This window comes from Brevibacterium sp. AGC70, from assembly GCF_057334195.1.
The window spans coordinates 319,928-335,105 of sequence record NZ_JBHFIH010000014.1; the positions used below are offsets into that span (position 1 = coordinate 319,928).

Below are 15,178 nucleotides of genomic sequence, written 5' to 3' on the forward strand. Positions count from 1 at the left end.
CCGCGAGTCCCGGTCAAGGCCCAGCGACTGAGCCCGAGCGCGCACCGAGTCATCGAAGATGTCCCCCGCGCCGAGGCTGAGGGCCGCGGCGGGAACCACGTCGGAGAGGATGGGCCCGGAGTAGTCGGGTGGCCCCGTCAGGGGTGAGGTGCTCGCATCTGCCATCAGCGGCGAGACCGCAGCCTGGCTTGGAACACCGCGGCACGCAGCTTTCCGGCGAATTCTCCGATGCGATCAACTGCCGCCTGGCCTTCGGCCTCGGCGGACACGCGCAGCATGACGTCTTCAGAGAAGATGGATCCGCCGTAGCCGTGATCGGCCGCGCAGTCCGGGTCACCACAGGTCTCCGGGAAGGCTTCGATGCGTCGAGAAGCGCCCCATGACATGGTCAGGGACACCTCGACAGGCTTGTCGCCGGGAATGAATGCAGCAGGGTCGGCAAACGTCCGGCCGACCATGACGGTGCCGAGGCGCTCGAGTTCGATGTCTTCGCTGCTCGTCACGGCCCGCGGTTTGGAACCGGGTGCAGCATTCGGGTCATCGTCGACGTGCGCAAGCAGCAGCCGTGTCTCGGTGAGCACGAAGGCGGTGACGTGACGGTGAATGGATTCGATGTCGACATGCGTGTCGATGTGAACGAAATGAGCGAGCACCGGTTCGTCGAACAGAGAATCAGCCAGAATCCCCTGTGTGAGCTGTGGGTAATATCCGGCCGACTGCAGATCGTGAACGAGAACTTCGGGTAAAGCCATGACTCCCATTGTGCCGTACTCGCCCGCCTCTTCCCACTTCGCCCCATTCCTTCGGCTCCCGTTCTGCGACCTTGCAGGTCTTGTACGGCCTGGGACTCTCGCCATCCGCTTATGCTGGGAGCATGGAAAACTATCCTTCCGAGTGGGAAGCCGATGTCGTCCTGCGCGATGGTGGCACCGCCCATCTGCGTCCCATCGTCCCTGGCGATGCCGATGCACTCTCGAAGATGCATGAGGCCCAGTCGCCCGAGTCCATCTACCTGCGTTTCTTCGCCCCGCTGCCCAGGTTGCCCAAGCGCGATCTGGACCGGTTCGTCACCGTTGACCATCACGACCGAGTGGCCATGATCATGTTGGTCGGATCCGATATCATCGGCGTCGGGCGCTTCGACAAGATCTCAGCCGCCTCCGCCGAGGTGGCCTTCAATATCGCCGATGCCCACCAGGGACGCGGCATCGGTTCGATCCTCCTTGAGCATCTCGCCGCCGCAGCCCGGGATCTGGGGATCCGCAGATTCACCGCCGAGGTGCTGCCTCAGAACCGATCGATGCTGCAGGTCTTCCAAGCCGCCGGCTACGAGGTCTCTCGCGGTTTCGACGACGGCGTCGTAGCCGTGAACTTCGACATCGACCCGACGGCACGGTCGATCGAAGTCCAGGCCTCTCGGGAGCACCGTGCCGAGGCACTGAGCGTGCGCACGGTCCTCCACCCCACCTCGGTGGTGGTCATCGGCGCCAGCCGCAAACGCAATTCCACCGGCCATCTCCTGATCCGCAACATCACCTCGGCGAAGTTCACCGGCGACCTCTGGGTCGTCCACCCGGAAGTGGACCAGATCGCCGGAGTCCAGGCGTATCCGAGCCTGGATGATCTGCCCGGCAAGGCAGACCTCGCCGTGATCGCGGTGCCTGCGGAGTCCGCCACCGAGGTGGTCCAGGAGTGCGCGGCCCACGGGGTGAAAGCGGTCCTCGTCATCTCCTCGGGATTCGCCGAGACCGGTGAGGCCGGGGCCGAGCTGCAGCGCCAGATGGTCTCCACCGCCCGCGCCTACGGGATGCGCGTGGTCGGCCCGAACTCCTTCGGCCTCGTCAACGAGTCCGAGAACATCTCGCTGAACACATCGCTGGCCCCGTTCCTGCCGGCATCGGGCACGCTCGGCCTGTTCAGCCAGTCGGGCGCGCTGGGCACCGCACTGCTGGCGGCGGCGAAGAAGCGCGGACTCGGCATCTCCACGTTCGTCTCCGCAGGCAATCGCGCAGACCTCTCCGGCAACGACGTCCTCCAATACTGGGAGGAGGATCCAGCGACGAAGACCGTCGGCCTCTACCTCGAATCGATCGGCAACCCGCGCAAGTTCGCCCGTATCGCCCGCCGGGTCTCACGCGTCAAACCGGTCATCGTCATCAAATCCGACCTCACCGGCCGCGAGCTGCCGCCCGGGCACATCGTGCGCACCTCGTCTCTGGCACCGAACACCCTCGACCAGGTGCTTGGTCAGGCGGGCGTGATCAGGGCCGATACGATCCACCAGCTCTTCGACTTAGCCCAGGTGTTCTCGACCCAGTCCCTGCCCGCGGGCAGGCGCCTGGGTGTCATCGGCAACTCGGCGGCGATGGCCACACTCGTCATCCAGCGGGCTCGCTCTGAGGGTCTGCACGTCGAAGCCGACCCGGTGTCTCTGCACCCTGAGGTCGAGGCAGAGACGTTCCGGGACGAGCTCGAGGCGATGTATGCCCGCGAAGACATCGACTCCGTGATCGTCACCTTCACCCCCTCGGCCGGAGCAGAGGAATCCGAGATCGCGGCCCACCTCGCCGAAGCGGCGGCCCGTTCGAAGAAGACGACCGTGGCCTGCTTCCTCGGCATCCAAGGTGTCCAGGACGAGCTGACCACTCACCTCAGCGACAGCGAAGGCAACCGGAACTCACACACCGTACCCAGCTACGTCGGACCCGAAGACGCCGTATGGTCCCTGGCCAGAGCCACCGACTACGCCCGCTGGCGAGGCGCTGACCACGGCCGATTCCTTGAGGTCGAAGACCTCGACGACAAGGGCGTGCGCACGATCATCGAATCTGCACTCTCCGAGGCCCAGACGGGCCGGCCCGTTCGACTCGAGCGGGATCAGGCGAGGGCTCTCCTGTCCTGTTACGGGATCGAGGTGCTGCCCCACATCACCGCGGCCTCGGTGGATGAAGCCCTGTCCGCTGCCGACGACATCGGCTATCCGGTCGCGCTCAAGGCCGTCTCGAACACGCTGCGCCATCGGATGGAGCTGGGCGGTGTGCGACTGAACATCGACTCACCGGAGGAGCTGCGCGAGGACTTCCAAGCGATCCAGGAGACCATCAGCTCCCTCCTCGTCGATGAGGACCCTCTGGTCGACGTTCAGGCCATGGCTCCCCCGGGGGTTCCCTGCGTCATCCGTGCGGGCGAGGACCGGCTGCTGGGGCCGCTGCTGTCGTTCTCCCTGGCCGGGGATACGACGGAGCTGCTCGGCGATGTCGAGCATCGCGTGGCCCCGTTGACGGACAAAGATGCTGAGGACATGATCCGATCGGTCAAGTCCTCGCCGAGGCTGTTCGGCTATCGGGGTCTGCCGCCGGTGAATATCGATCCCCTCAAGGATGTGCTCGAACGCCTGTCGGTGCTCGTCGAGAGGCACCCGCAGATCCTCGAACTCGAAATCCACCCCATGGTCGCCACTGTGACCGGCGGACATCTTCTGAGTGTGAGGATTGATCTGCTCACCGATTCCACACGGATCGATTCGACGCGGAGACTGCTGAGCTGACGCCCCCGGGGAATTCAGAGACAGCCCATTTAGTGAGAACCGACTGTCAGTTTGGCGAGTCTTATACCAATTCTTCTCTATTCCAGGTAGTGTCTGTATCCGTTCGGCACGAAACGTTATGAATTCGTGTTTTAGTGTGTGGCCATACATTGGCCATAGTCTGTGGCCAGCCACTGGCCATCCACCATCCAAAAGGCACCTGTACTGCGGGTGCCTCACGAGAGTGAGGCATGAAAGAAATGATTTCACGAAGAGACGTCGTCACCGACTCCGCGATTGCTGTAGTCGCCGAACAGGGAGTTCGTGGACTCACCCACAGGGCAGTCGATGCCCTTGCCGAACTGCCCGTCGGCTCGACATCAAATGTCTACCGTACCCGTGATGCCCTGATCACTGGAATCATGGAGCGCATCGGAGACCTCAACTCGCAGCAGCTCGACCGTCTGCCGGACATGTTCCGAGACAGCGGAAAACCCGCGCTGGAGATCTCCGTCGATTTCTGCATGAACTGGCTGACGACCGACCGCAACCGCTTCTACACGATGATCATGCTCAGCCTCGACCCGGCGCTTCCGAACGAAGCCTTGGCCGCGAAGCAGAAGAACACCGCGAAGATCGACGAGTTCGTCATGCGATTGGCCAATGTCGATGCTGAGATGGCTCGCGCGATGAATAGCTCCGTGATGGGAATGATGATCACCGAGCTGATCGCAGGAACGGCCGATCGCTCCCACGTCGAATCATTCATGGGGCAATTCCTCACATGGGTGGGCAACAACACGACGCAGGCCTGACCTTTCCGAAGAACGGGCCTGAACTCTCCGAACCTGATCCCTTCGCTGGCACAGTTCCGATGCCGCTTCGGCGCACAGACGCTCGCACACTTCGACACAACACACACCGCCGATCATCACACCGCGGACGCCGGCAGACAACGACACGGACGCCCCGGAAATGCGGGCTTGAGCCGTAGAACTCAAATCGAACGCTAGAATCGACGGGTGCTCTCCGTTGTCGATGCCGAACCTCGGCGTGTAAGAGAGCACCCGGAGCGGAAAATTCGTGCGTCAAAGGAGTTCCATGACCGAAGGCAGAGTCATCGATGTCGACGTCTCGTCAGAGATGGAGAGTTCGTTCCTCGAATATGCGGTCTCGGTCATCCACTCCCGCGCCCTGCCCGATGCCAGGGACGGGCTCAAGCCCGTCCAGCGTCGCATCGTCTACCAGATGGGCGACATGGGTCTGCGCCCCGAGCGTGGGCATGTGAAGTCCTCTCGCATCGTCGGCGATGTCATGGGCAAGCTCCACCCGCACGGCGACACTGCGATCTACGATGCGCTGGTGCGCCTGAGCCAAAGCTTCATCATGCGCGTACCGCTCGTCGACGGCCACGGCAACTTCGGCTCCCTCGACGACGGTCCTGCCGCCCCGCGTTACACGGAGGCCCGGCTGACCTCGGCCTCCATGCAGATGATCGCCGGCCTCGATGAGGACGTCGTCGACTTCGTCGGGAACTACGACAACACACTCACCCAGCCCGACGTTCTGCCCAGTGCTTTCCCGAATCTGCTCATCAACGGCACGTCCGGAATCGCCGTGGGCATGGCCACCAATATGGCTCCGCACAATCCGGGTGAGGTCATCGCCGCCTGCTGCCACCTGATCCGCAATCCCGAGGCTGGCCTGGCCGAGCTTATGCGCTTCATCCCCGGTCCCGATCTGCCCACCGGCGGACGGATCATCGGCCTCGATGGGGTCCGTGAGGCCTACGAGACCGGTCGCGGTACGTTCCGCACCAGAGCCACGGTCTCAATCGAGAACATCAATGCCCGCCGCAAGGGCATCGTCGTCACCGAGCTGCCCTACCTTGTGGGACCGGAGAAGGTCGTGTCCAAGGTCAAGGACGCTGTCGGGGCGAAGAAGCTCACCGGCATCGCTTCGATCGATGACTACTCGGACCGCAAGAACGGAATGCGTCTGGTCATCGGCATCAAGAACGGGTTCAATCCGGAGGCAGTCCTCGCTGAACTCTATCGGCAGACTCCGCTCGAGGAATCGTTCAGCATGAACAACGTCTGCCTCGTCGACGGCCAGCCGCGGACACTGGGACTGCGCGAGCTCCTGACCGTCTACCTCGCCCACCGCATCGACGTCATCCGCCGCCGCACCGTGTTCCAGCTGCGCAAGGCCAAGGACCGCCTCCACCTCGTCGAGGGTCTGCTCATTGCGATCCTCGACATCGACGAGGTCATCCAACTCATCCGCTCCTCCGACGATGCGGCCACGGCGCGCACTCGCCTGATGGACGTCTTCGAGCTCTCCGAGCTCCAGGCCACCTACATCCTCGATCTGCAGCTGCGCAGGCTGACCAAGTTCTCGCGCATCGAGCTCGAAGCCGAGCGTGACGAACTGCGCAAGAAGATCGACTACCTCGAGGACCTGCTCGCCGATGAGGCCAAGCTGCGTGAACTCGTCGCCACGGAGCTCGAGGCGACGGCAGAGGTCATCGGTTCACCTCGGCGCACGGTCCTCATCGAAGGATCGATGAAGGAGCTCTCAGCCAAGGGCAAGAAGGCTCAGTCTGATCTCAAGATCGCCGACGCCCCCTGCCGGGTCCTCCTCTCGACCTCCGGGCGCATCGCCCGAACCGCTGATGCCTCGGCACTGCAGAGGATCGGGAAGCGCTCGAGCCATGATGCGCTGCGAGCGGAGATCGTATCGACGACTCAGGGCAAGGTCGGGGCGGTGACCTCGACAGGTCGTCTGCACATGGTCGATGTCGTCGACCTCCCGGCTCTGCCGCCGGCCGCGACACGTCCGAACGTCGCCGGCGGCGTCAAGATCGCCGACTACGTGACGTTGGAGAAGAATGAGACTGTCCTCGGTCTCATCGACCTCGACCGTGAGTTCGTCGTCGGCACCGCAGGCGGTGTCGTCAAACGCGTGTCCGTGGCTGCCAAGCCGAATAAGAGCGAGTGGGAGGCGATCACACTCAAGGGCAAAGACTCCGTGATCGGCGTTGCTCAGCCGAAGGACATCGATGAGTCCCTGGCGGTGTTCGTGACCTCGAATGCGCAGCTGCTGGCCTTCGATGCCTCCGGACTGCGAGCACAGGGCTGGAACGCCTCAGGTGTGGCCGGGATGAAGGTTGCCGCCGATGCGCGCGCGCTGTTCTTCGGTATGACTCCCAAGGAGGCCAAAACCGACGAGGACGGCGACGCCGACACCAGAATCGGCACGTTCGCCGTGGTCACAGTCGCAAGTGGCGAGAACTTCTACGGCGCACCATCGTCGTCGATCAAGGTCAGCGACTTCTCCGAATATCCGACCAAGGGCCGTGCGACCTCGGGTGTGCGTGCCCACAAGTTCCTCAAGGGCGAAACCGAGCTGTCCCTGGCCTGGGTCGGCGACACCCCGCAGGCGGCTGCCCAGGCAGGAGGGGCCAGGACGCTTCCGGCCGAGATGTCCAAGCGCGACGCCACGGGCTCGCCCCTCGAGTCAAAGATCGACGTCATCGGAACGGTCCCTCGCCTCGGCGGCGCCGAAGGTCCTGTCGGCGGTGCTGCAGGTGGCGGTTCCGCGGGTGACGGCGATGACGCGGGCGGGGGTTCCGCTGCAGGTGGCGAGTCCGGCGGAGGTTCGACGCCCCCGGCTGCGACCCGCTCGCAGGGATTGGCGACGAGTTTCGACGAGCTCGATCTCGACCTTGACGACGGGCGTGATCTCGATGAGGCGAAAGAAGAGATCGCCCGTTCGAAGATCGACTCCGACGACGCCGTCATCGTCTCCCATGACGACGACGATGACGACGACACAGCGCTGTTCTGAGGAATTGGCTGAGAAAAGCTGCCCTGCCGTCAGCAGTGATCGCGATCACGGGCCACTTCACTAGTGGTACCCGTACTCGCGTAGACAACCACTGCAGCTGTATGACTTCCAGCTAACAGTGCGAAGCGCTGCCAACGGTGCGGGGTACGCCGTGGCGTCAGGCTCAGTTTTCGTCGTCGTCGAGGTCCAGCTTCATTCGGGCAGCCGTTCCACGCTTCATCTCGCCGATGCCGGTCTCCCCCAGCCCTTGGAGCGAGATAGATTCGCGCCGCTCGAACACATAGGCATCCGAGGCAGAGAGAACCCGAGCGGTGTCCTCATCGGTGAAGATCGTGCCCGGATCGGCAACGGCGGTCAGCCGGGCAGCCAGATTGACGCTCGACCCGAAGATGTCGCCCAGGCGAGACAGAACCCTGCCCCAGACGAACCCGACGCGGGCCTGCGGCAGATCCTCGGCCGCAGTCACACGCTCCATCAAGGTCATCGCGATCTCTGCTCCGCCCAACGGCGTCTCGGCGGCGAAGAACACCTCATCGCCGACGGTCTTGATGACTCGACCGCCTCCGGTGGCCACGATGTTGTAGGCCATTCCCTGGAACTCCTGCACCAGATTCGCCAGCTGTCTGGGCTCCATCTTCTGTGAAAGACGCGTGTAGGAGACGAGGTCGATGAAGCCGACCGCACGTGCCAGCGGCATCGAGGAGTCATACCAGCCCTGCCTGTTGTCGATGGCCAGACCATCAGAGACGTTGACGTTGAGTCGTCCCATCACCTCGGCGAGGTTGCGTCGCCAGGAATACGTCAGCATCTTCTGCAGGGGATCGACCATGTCCTCGACGACCTGCAGAGCGTCGCGCCTGGCTTCGGGATCGGTCAGCCCCTTCTCCTCGGTGAGGAAGTCGACGAGAGTCTCCATCTGCCACACCACGAGACGATCCGTGGTCTGGCCGATCGCGCGAGCCAGCGACAGCGCGGTGCCCTGGTCGATGAGGCCGTCGGCCACAGGCTTGGCCCACATGCGCAGCGCATGTGCATCGCTGACGGTGTAGGCCTTCTCCGTGCCGTCCGTCTGGGACATGCCCAACGCTCGCCACATCTTGCGCGCAGAGACCGTGGAGATGCCCCCGAGTTTCGCCGCTTCACGCCGGTCGAGCACGCGTTTGCCGTCGAGCAGGATCTCTTCGAGCCGTTCAGCCGCGGTGCGGGTTTCGTAGATGGTGTCGTCTTCGTCTGCCTCGTCGAGGATCTGCAGGGCCGCAGTGCGCGGATCCTCGTGCAATCCTCCGAAGAAATCGCCGCCCACCTCATTGCCGGAAGAGTCTTCGTCAGCTGATTCCTCGTCATCTGCCCACGGGACCGTCGACATCGCCGAGGTGGCGGGCAGTGTGGCGGGCAGGTCCTCGTCGCCGTGCTCAATCCCTTGGATAGAGGGTGGCGCCGAGGCGGCTGGAGGCTCAGCGGCATCCGGCGACGAGCCGATCTGATCGTCCGTGATCACCGGAATCGAGTTGGGTTCCTGGGTCGTGCTGGGTTCCTGGGTCGTGCTGGGTTCCTGGTCGGAGCTGGGTTCCTGGCTTGAGTTACCAGTCCGGTTCGGGCCGCTGGCCTGGTGCGAATCCTCTGGTTCGGCTGCTCCTGAATTGTTCTCGCTGGATTCCCGAGCTTCAGAAGACCCCCGAGCGCCGCTGCTGTCCTGCTCTTGGGTGGAGTCCTGTTCCTCAGTTCTGTTCGACGCTGTGTCGTTCGACGCTGTGTCGTTCGAAGCGGTGCGGTTCGAAGCGGTGCCACTCGAAGGTGTGTCGTTCGAGGCTGAGTCGTCCGAACCGGCGTGGGTCGAGTCGACGCCGTTCGACGAGTGCATGTTGGTACCATCGGCACTCTCATCGGGCACGATGTTGAATTCGGCGGTGAAATCCGAGACGCCCGTCATCTGCGGCCCCCAGCTTCTGTCCCCGTGGTTTCCGGCCCCGTACTGTCACCGGCCGGTCGCAGGTGGTGGACATCGCCTGCGCTGACGCAGATGTCATCGTCGATGATGAGGTCGCCACCGGCGTCGAGCCCTGTGGCACGGCCGTAGAGGTTGCTTCCGTCGGGGCGTTCGACCCTGACCCGTGTCCCGAGAGTCACCATATTCGCACGCACCTCTTCGCCGACCGTGCTCCGGCTGAAATCGTCATCGTCATACTCGACAAGCTCCCTGTAGGCAGGAATCAGTGTGCTCAGAATCGAGATTAACAAGTCTTCATGAGCAACTTCTGAGCCGTCGCCGTCCTTTTCGATTGCAATGGAGCTGGCTCTCTCACGAGGCAGATCGTCAGGTTGCAGACGAGTGTTGATCCCCATCCCCAGAACGATTCGCGGCCCTGTCGGCAGCGGTTCGACCCGAGCGAGGATCCCGCACAGCTTCTTCCCGTCCTGCGTCAGCACATCATTGGGCCACTTGAGTACGGCAGGCACACCCACCTCGGCGATGGCGGCTCGAACGGCCTCACCGGCAATCAGGGGAATCCATCCCCACGAGTCGAAGACGCCACCCGGTGCCAGCAGGATCGAAAACGTCAGGGACCGTCGCGGGGGCACTGTCCAGGTCCGACCCAACCGGCCGTGGCCGGCGTTCTGGTGATCGGTTCCGTAGACCGAGAACTCGGCGGGCACCTCGGCGAGGCCGCTGCTCTCGGAGCTCGCGATCCGGCGCATGCGATCGGTGGGGTCGTCGGTGAGGGTGGATTGTCCGCGCACCAGTGCAGCCAGCTCGTCGTTCGTCGACGAACACACGTCGTCCCAGATGACAGTGGGTAGAGCGAGACCACGGTCCGCGGCCTTGCGGCGCAGTGATTCGACATCGATGAGGAAGGAATTGTGTTGGCTGTTCACCAGTCCACTTTAGATTCTTTTGGCGAGAGTGCACAATGATCCCACCGTGCGTCGTTATTGTGGAGGCATGACGGATACCCCACGTACAACAGTTGAGCGCATCGACGCTTTCGTCCAGCGCCGGGATGCGGCCCACACCGGCAATGTGAAGTCGGTGGAGAACCAGCACAAACGCGGCAAGCAGACCGCTCGCGAACGGATCGAAGCGCTCCTCGACGAGGATTCGTTCCAGGAGATCGACGAGTTCGCGCGCCACCACAACCACCAATTCGGGATGGAGAACAACCGCCCCGATGGCGACGGTGTCGTGTGCGGTCTGGGTACGATCGAGGGCAAGACCGTGGCCGTGTTCGCTCACGACTTCACCGTCCTCGGCGGCTCCCTCGCCGAGGCGAATGGTCGGAAGATCGTCAAGGTCCAGAAGCTTGCCATCAAGCTGGGCTGCCCCATCATCGGCATCAACGACTCTGGCGGCGCCAGAATCCAGGAGGGTGTGGGCTCGATCGCTCTGTTCGCAGAGATCTTCCGCCTCAATGTGGCCTCCTCCGGTGTGATCCCGCAGATCTCGCTCATCATGGGCCCCTCGGCCGGCGGCGCCGTCTACTCCCCCGCGCTGACCGACGTCACGATCATGGTCGATCAGACCAGCCACATGTACATCACGGGCCCCGACGTCATCAAAACCGTCACCGGCGAAGAGGTCGGCCATGAGGAGCTCGGCGGCGGCCGCACGAACAACACCGTGTCCGGCAATGCCCACTACCTGGCCAGCGACGAGGACGATGCACTGAACTATGTGCGCGACCTGCTCTCATTCCTGCCACAGAACAACCTCGACCCCGCCGATGCCGACGAATTCGAATCGGACCTGAGCGTCGCACCTGAGGACGAGGCCCTGGATACGCTCATGCCGGATTCGCCTTCACAGCCCTATGACATCCTCGATGTCGTCACCACTGTCCTCGATGATGCAGAATTCCTGCAGGTCTCCGAACTCTTCGCCCCGAACGTCGTCACCGGATTCGGACGCGTCGAGGGAGTCAGCGTCGGGGTCATCGCCAACCAGCCTATGCAGCTGGCGGGGACTTTGGACATCGATGCCTCGGAGAAGGCCGCCCGTTTCGTGCGCCTCTGCGATGCCTTCAACATTCCGATCCTCACGTTCGTCGACGTGCCCGGCTTCCTGCCCGGCACCGATCAGGAGTTCAGCGGCATCATCCGCCGCGGGGCCAAGCTCATCTACGCCTACGGTGAGGCGACAGTTCCCCTGATCACTCTCATCACCCGCAAAGCCTACGGCGGAGCGTACTGCGTCATGGGTTCCAAACAACTCGGCGCAGACATCAACCTCGCCTGGCCCAGCGCGCAGATCGCGGTCATGGGCGCTCAGGGTGCGGCGAACATCGTCTACCGGCGCAAACTCAAGGCCGCCGGTGAAGCGGGCGAAGACGTCGATGCGCTGCGGGACGAGCTGATCCAGGACTACGAGGATGCCCTCCTCAACCCGTATCTGGCGGCCGAAGAGGGCTACATCGACGCGGTCATCAAGCCGAGCGAGACCCGGAACCGCATCGTGCGCGGCCTGCGGGCGCTGAAGAACAAGCATGTTGACGCTCCAGCGCGCAAGCACGGTAACATCCCACTATGAGCCAGGATGCACACGAGGCCACAGCCACCTCGGCGGTCGAGGATCGGACGCAGGTGCGAGCCCAAGACGGCGAGCCCGTCAGCGATGACATGGCCAATGCCGCAGCGGTGGCGGCCGTCGTTGCGATCCGACAGGTGGCCCTTGCCTACGCTGCCAATCAGGCGGCGGCATTGGACCAGATGGAGACGGCGAAGCACGATCGCGCAGGGTTCAATGCCCCACGCCGCAACGTGCGCCGCCGCCTCCCCCAAGCCTGGACCCAGACGCTGGGGCGCTGACGGTGGGGCACTGACCCTGAGGCGCTGAGCGCGCTGGGACCTCGGCGGGCTCAGCATCTGGCTGCCATGACCAGCGCTGAACACACAGATGACACATTTCGGGCGTCGACAGTTGACCTGTCGGCGCCCGAATCATGTCACCCTGTGCCCGCTCGCCGAGGGGACTGCTTACAGTCAAGCGGGCAGATTGCAGCTGGGTCTCTCGAAGGTAAGTCGTCCTCCCGACGGTAAGCAGCCCCCTCTATGCCACCGGTGAGTCGGTGGCATCGGACGTCAGCTCATCTCAGCCGGTATTGGTCCTTCGCCGGGTCGGCTCCGGGCCCCACCTGGTGATCAGGCTCCACCTGATGGATGGTTCCTGTATCGACTCCAGGCTGAGGCGCGGATCCGTCATCGATGGTGACCGTGCTCAGACGCTGAGGACTGCGCCCGTCGGCCGCCGACGAACCGGCCGACGAGGCACCCAAACCGGCTGCTGAATCATCCGAAACGCTCGTCACGCCTCGCGTCGGGCCGCCCATATCGTCACCGTAGACAGCTTCACCGCGAGCCACCATTCCAGCGACATCGGAGAGCTTGAGCTGCGGCAGGAACCAAGCGAGGACGAAGGCGACGAGGAACACCGGCACCATGTACCAGAACGAGGGCGCCAAAGCATCCGCGTAGGCATTGACGACGAGGTCATGGATGGGGCCGGGCAGCGAGGCCACGGACTCCGGTGTCAGCGAGTCGGTGGTCGGAGCACCTGCCCCAGCACCGCCCGCGCCTGCACCACTGCCGGGAGACTGCGACATCGCTTCGCCGACCTTGTCTGCCAGCCGGGAGGTGAATATCGACCCGAACAGTGCCGTGCCCACAGAGGCACCGATCTCGCGGAAGTAGTTGTTCGTCGACGTCGCGGTGCCCACCAACTCCGGGGCCACGGAGTTCTGAATGACGAGGACGATGATCTGCATGACCAGGCCAAGGCCGAAGCCCATGGTGAAGATCATGCATCCGATGAGCACCATAGAGGTATCGGCCGTCAACGTGGTCATCCAGGCCAAAGCAATGCCGGCGATGAGGGTGCCGAAGAGCGGGTAGATCTTGTACTTGCCGGTCTTCGACACGATGAAGCCGGAGACGATGGAGGTCAGCATGACGCCGGCCATCATCGGCAGCATGAGCAGGCCGGATCCTGTCACGTCTGTCCCGGATGCCATCTGCATGAAGGTGGGCAGGAATGCCATTGCGGAGAACATGCCCAGGCCCAGCAGCAGGCCGATGACTGTCGAGAGGACGAAGGTCTTGTTCTTGAACAGGAAGATCGGGATGATCGGGTTGCTGACCTTGGATTCGACGTAGACGAAGATGGCAGCGGAGACCACGGTGCCGATGATCAGGGAGATGATTGTCGGCGAGTTCCAGTCATAGTCGTGGCCGGCCCAGCTGGTGACGAGGATCAGCTGCGAGGTCGCGGCGACCATGAAGATGATGCCCAGGACGTCGACCTTCTTGTCCGACTTGTGGCTCGGCAGCTTGAGGGCGAAGAGCGCGATGAAGAATGCGATGATGCCGATCGGGACGTTGATCCAGAAGCACCAGCGCCAGTCCATGTGCTGGGTGAAGAATCCGCCCAGGACCGGGCCGAGCACGCTCGAGATCGCAAACAGGCCGCCGAGGGGGCCCATGTACTTGCCGCGTTCGCTGGCGGGAATGATGTCGGCGATGATGGCCTGCGACAGGATCATCAGACCGCCGCCGCCCAGTCCCTGGAAGCCGCGCCAGGCGATGAGTTCCCAGAAGGTCTGGGCCATGCCGGACCCGAATGAGCCGACGACGAAGATCGCGATCGCGACGAGGAAGATGACCTTCCTGCCCCACATGTCGCCGAACTTTCCATACAGCGGCATGACGATGGTCATCGCCAGCAGGTAGATGGTCACCAGCCAGGCCTGATGCTCGACACCGTCGAGTTCACCCACGATCGTCGGCATTGCCGTCGACACGATCGTCTGGTCCAGGGTTGCCAGGAACATGGCGGCCATGAGCGCGGAGAAGATCAAGACGATCGTCTTCTTGGTCAAGACCATCGGGGCCTTCTCAGCAGTTTCGGCTGTTGAACTCATGCCGATTCCTCCTCAAAGATGTCTCGTAGTTCGTCGAACAGTTCTTCGATGACCGGGGCCGGGTCGCCCTCGACCTTGCGCAGACGCATGAACGTCGCCTTGATCGACATCATCGCCAAAGCAGCGAGTGCCTCGGCGCGGATGGACACCGACACCCCGTCGCCGTCGTCATGGCAGTGACCTGAGCCGGAATCATCGGAAGTAGCTTTGGTCGCCGAGGTGGCCGCCGAGTTCTCGTCGGTCGCAGGGGCGCCCGAGGTCGTCGTCGCCCCATCGAGGCGACGTTGGATCATCTCGCGGAACAGGCGCTCGTTGTTGCCCATACGAGACATCTGAACCTGCATGAGCGAAGGGTCCTGCTTCAGCAGCTGGTGGTATTGGTGCATCTCTTCGCGCCTGTTCAGACGTGTCCGCACAACCGAGGCCAACAGATGCTGGAGGTCGGCCAGGAGTCGCCCGCTCGGGCCGCCGGCTTCGAAGGCCTCGATATCGGGCTGGTCCTCATCGTCGAAGACGGTGTCGGCACGGCCCAGCAGAGCTTCTTCTTTGCTGGAGAAGTAGTTGAAGAAGGTGCGCCGGGAGACCCCGCAGCGTTCGCAGATGTTTTCGATGGTGACGTTGGCGTATCCGTTCTCGAGTGCCAGCTCGAGGGCCGCCTGACGCAGAGCCTGACCACGCTCGCGCTTCTTGCGCTCGCGCAGCCCCTCGGGCTGGTCGGCATGGCCTGTGGTCTCGACTGGATCGGGCGCGGCAGAGTCGGCTGCGCGTCCAGGCTCGGCCGCAGCCGAGTCTGCGCGAGTTGGCTCGCCAGAAGATGTGGAATTCATAATCACATTATTGCACCCAGTGCATTTTTACCTCAAGTGCAAATATTGTGTCTTATGGCACACTCACA

10 protein-coding genes are annotated in these 15,178 nt (G+C 63.3%); 5 read left to right on the plus strand and 5 right to left on the minus strand.

The features are described from left to right. Positions 1 to 164: 164 nt before the first annotated feature. Positions 165 to 752, minus strand: coding sequence for a DUF5998 family protein (locus ACE03M_RS11695; protein ID WP_143921215.1), 588 nt, complete (start codon positions 750 to 752; stop codon positions 165 to 167). Between the two features lie 122 nt (positions 753 to 874). Between ACE03M_RS11695 and ACE03M_RS11700 the strand changes: the two genes are divergently transcribed. The 3 genes from ACE03M_RS11700 to ACE03M_RS11710 all read left to right on the plus strand — a co-directional run bounded on the left by ACE03M_RS11700 (position 875) and on the right by ACE03M_RS11710 (position 7,375). Beyond that, positions 875 to 3,547 (plus strand): bifunctional acetate--CoA ligase family protein/GNAT family N-acetyltransferase, encoded by a 2,673-nt coding sequence (locus ACE03M_RS11700; protein ID WP_485934065.1) that lies wholly within the window; start codon positions 875 to 877, stop codon positions 3,545 to 3,547. 239 nt (positions 3,548 to 3,786) lie between these two features. Next, the gene (locus tag ACE03M_RS11705; RefSeq protein WP_143921213.1) at positions 3,787 to 4,341 is read left to right on the plus strand and encodes a TetR/AcrR family transcriptional regulator; all 555 of its coding nucleotides are present in this window, start codon (positions 3,787 to 3,789) and stop codon (positions 4,339 to 4,341) included. 286 nt (positions 4,342 to 4,627) lie between these two features. After that, positions 4,628 to 7,375 (plus strand): DNA gyrase/topoisomerase IV subunit A, encoded by a 2,748-nt coding sequence (locus ACE03M_RS11710; protein ID WP_485934066.1) that lies wholly within the window; start codon positions 4,628 to 4,630, stop codon positions 7,373 to 7,375. A gap of 163 nt (positions 7,376 to 7,538) precedes the next feature. Here ACE03M_RS11710 and ACE03M_RS11715 read toward each other — a convergent pair whose 3' ends face one another. Next, positions 7,539 to 9,305, minus strand: a complete 1,767-nt coding sequence (locus ACE03M_RS11715; RefSeq protein WP_485934067.1) for an adenylate/guanylate cyclase domain-containing protein — start codon at positions 9,303 to 9,305, stop codon at positions 7,539 to 7,541. Continuing rightward, on the minus strand, positions 9,302 to 10,249 hold the full coding sequence (locus ACE03M_RS11720) for a biotin--[acetyl-CoA-carboxylase] ligase (protein ID WP_485934068.1): 948 nt from the start codon (positions 10,247 to 10,249) through the stop codon (positions 9,302 to 9,304). Before ACE03M_RS11720 ends, ACE03M_RS11715 begins: the two co-directional genes overlap by 4 nt. Positions 10,250 to 10,316: 67 nt before the next feature. Here ACE03M_RS11720 and ACE03M_RS11725 point away from each other — a divergent pair, with 67 nt between their 5' ends. Both ACE03M_RS11725 and ACE03M_RS11730 read left to right on the plus strand, forming a co-directional pair. Continuing rightward, positions 10,317 to 11,897: an acyl-CoA carboxylase subunit beta gene (locus ACE03M_RS11725; RefSeq protein WP_143921210.1), complete on the plus strand. Its 1,581-nt coding sequence runs from the start codon at positions 10,317 to 10,319 to the stop codon at positions 11,895 to 11,897. Beyond that, positions 11,894 to 12,175, plus strand: a complete 282-nt coding sequence (locus ACE03M_RS11730; protein WP_485934069.1) for a hypothetical protein — start codon at positions 11,894 to 11,896, stop codon at positions 12,173 to 12,175. The genes ACE03M_RS11725 and ACE03M_RS11730 overlap by 4 nt, the downstream gene beginning before the upstream one ends. Positions 12,176 to 12,453: 278 nt before the next feature. Here ACE03M_RS11730 and ACE03M_RS11735 read toward each other — a convergent pair whose 3' ends face one another. Then, positions 12,454 to 14,283 carry an MDR family MFS transporter gene (locus ACE03M_RS11735; RefSeq protein WP_485934070.1) on the minus strand — a complete coding sequence of 610 codons (1,830 nt, stop codon included), beginning with the start codon at positions 14,281 to 14,283 and terminating at the stop codon, positions 12,454 to 12,456. Next, positions 14,280 to 15,110 (minus strand): TetR/AcrR family transcriptional regulator, encoded by an 831-nt coding sequence (locus ACE03M_RS11740; protein WP_485934071.1) that lies wholly within the window; start codon positions 15,108 to 15,110, stop codon positions 14,280 to 14,282. The genes ACE03M_RS11735 and ACE03M_RS11740 overlap by 4 nt, the downstream gene beginning before the upstream one ends. Positions 15,111 to 15,178 lie beyond the last annotated feature (68 nt).

Coding starts and splice junctions, on each gene's coding strand:
- ACE03M_RS11735 (WP_485934070.1), bottom strand. CDS start 14,283: ATGAGTTCAACAGCCGAAACTGCTGAGAAGGCCCCGATGGTCTTGACC.
- ACE03M_RS11740 (WP_485934071.1), bottom strand. CDS start 15,110: ATGAATTCCACATCTTCTGGCGAGCCAACTCGCGCAGACTCGGCTGCG.
- ACE03M_RS11725 (WP_143921210.1), top strand. CDS start 10,317: ATGACGGATACCCCACGTACAACAGTTGAGCGCATCGACGCTTTCGTC.
- ACE03M_RS11710 (WP_485934066.1), top strand. CDS start 4,628: ATGACCGAAGGCAGAGTCATCGATGTCGACGTCTCGTCAGAGATGGAG.
- ACE03M_RS11705 (WP_143921213.1), top strand. CDS start 3,787: ATGATTTCACGAAGAGACGTCGTCACCGACTCCGCGATTGCTGTAGTC.
- ACE03M_RS11715 (WP_485934067.1), bottom strand. CDS start 9,305: ATGACGGGCGTCTCGGATTTCACCGCCGAATTCAACATCGTGCCCGAT.
- ACE03M_RS11695 (WP_143921215.1), bottom strand. CDS start 752: ATGGCTTTACCCGAAGTTCTCGTTCACGATCTGCAGTCGGCCGGATAT.
- ACE03M_RS11700 (WP_485934065.1), top strand. CDS start 875: ATGGAAAACTATCCTTCCGAGTGGGAAGCCGATGTCGTCCTGCGCGAT.
- ACE03M_RS11730 (WP_485934069.1), top strand. CDS start 11,894: ATGAGCCAGGATGCACACGAGGCCACAGCCACCTCGGCGGTCGAGGAT.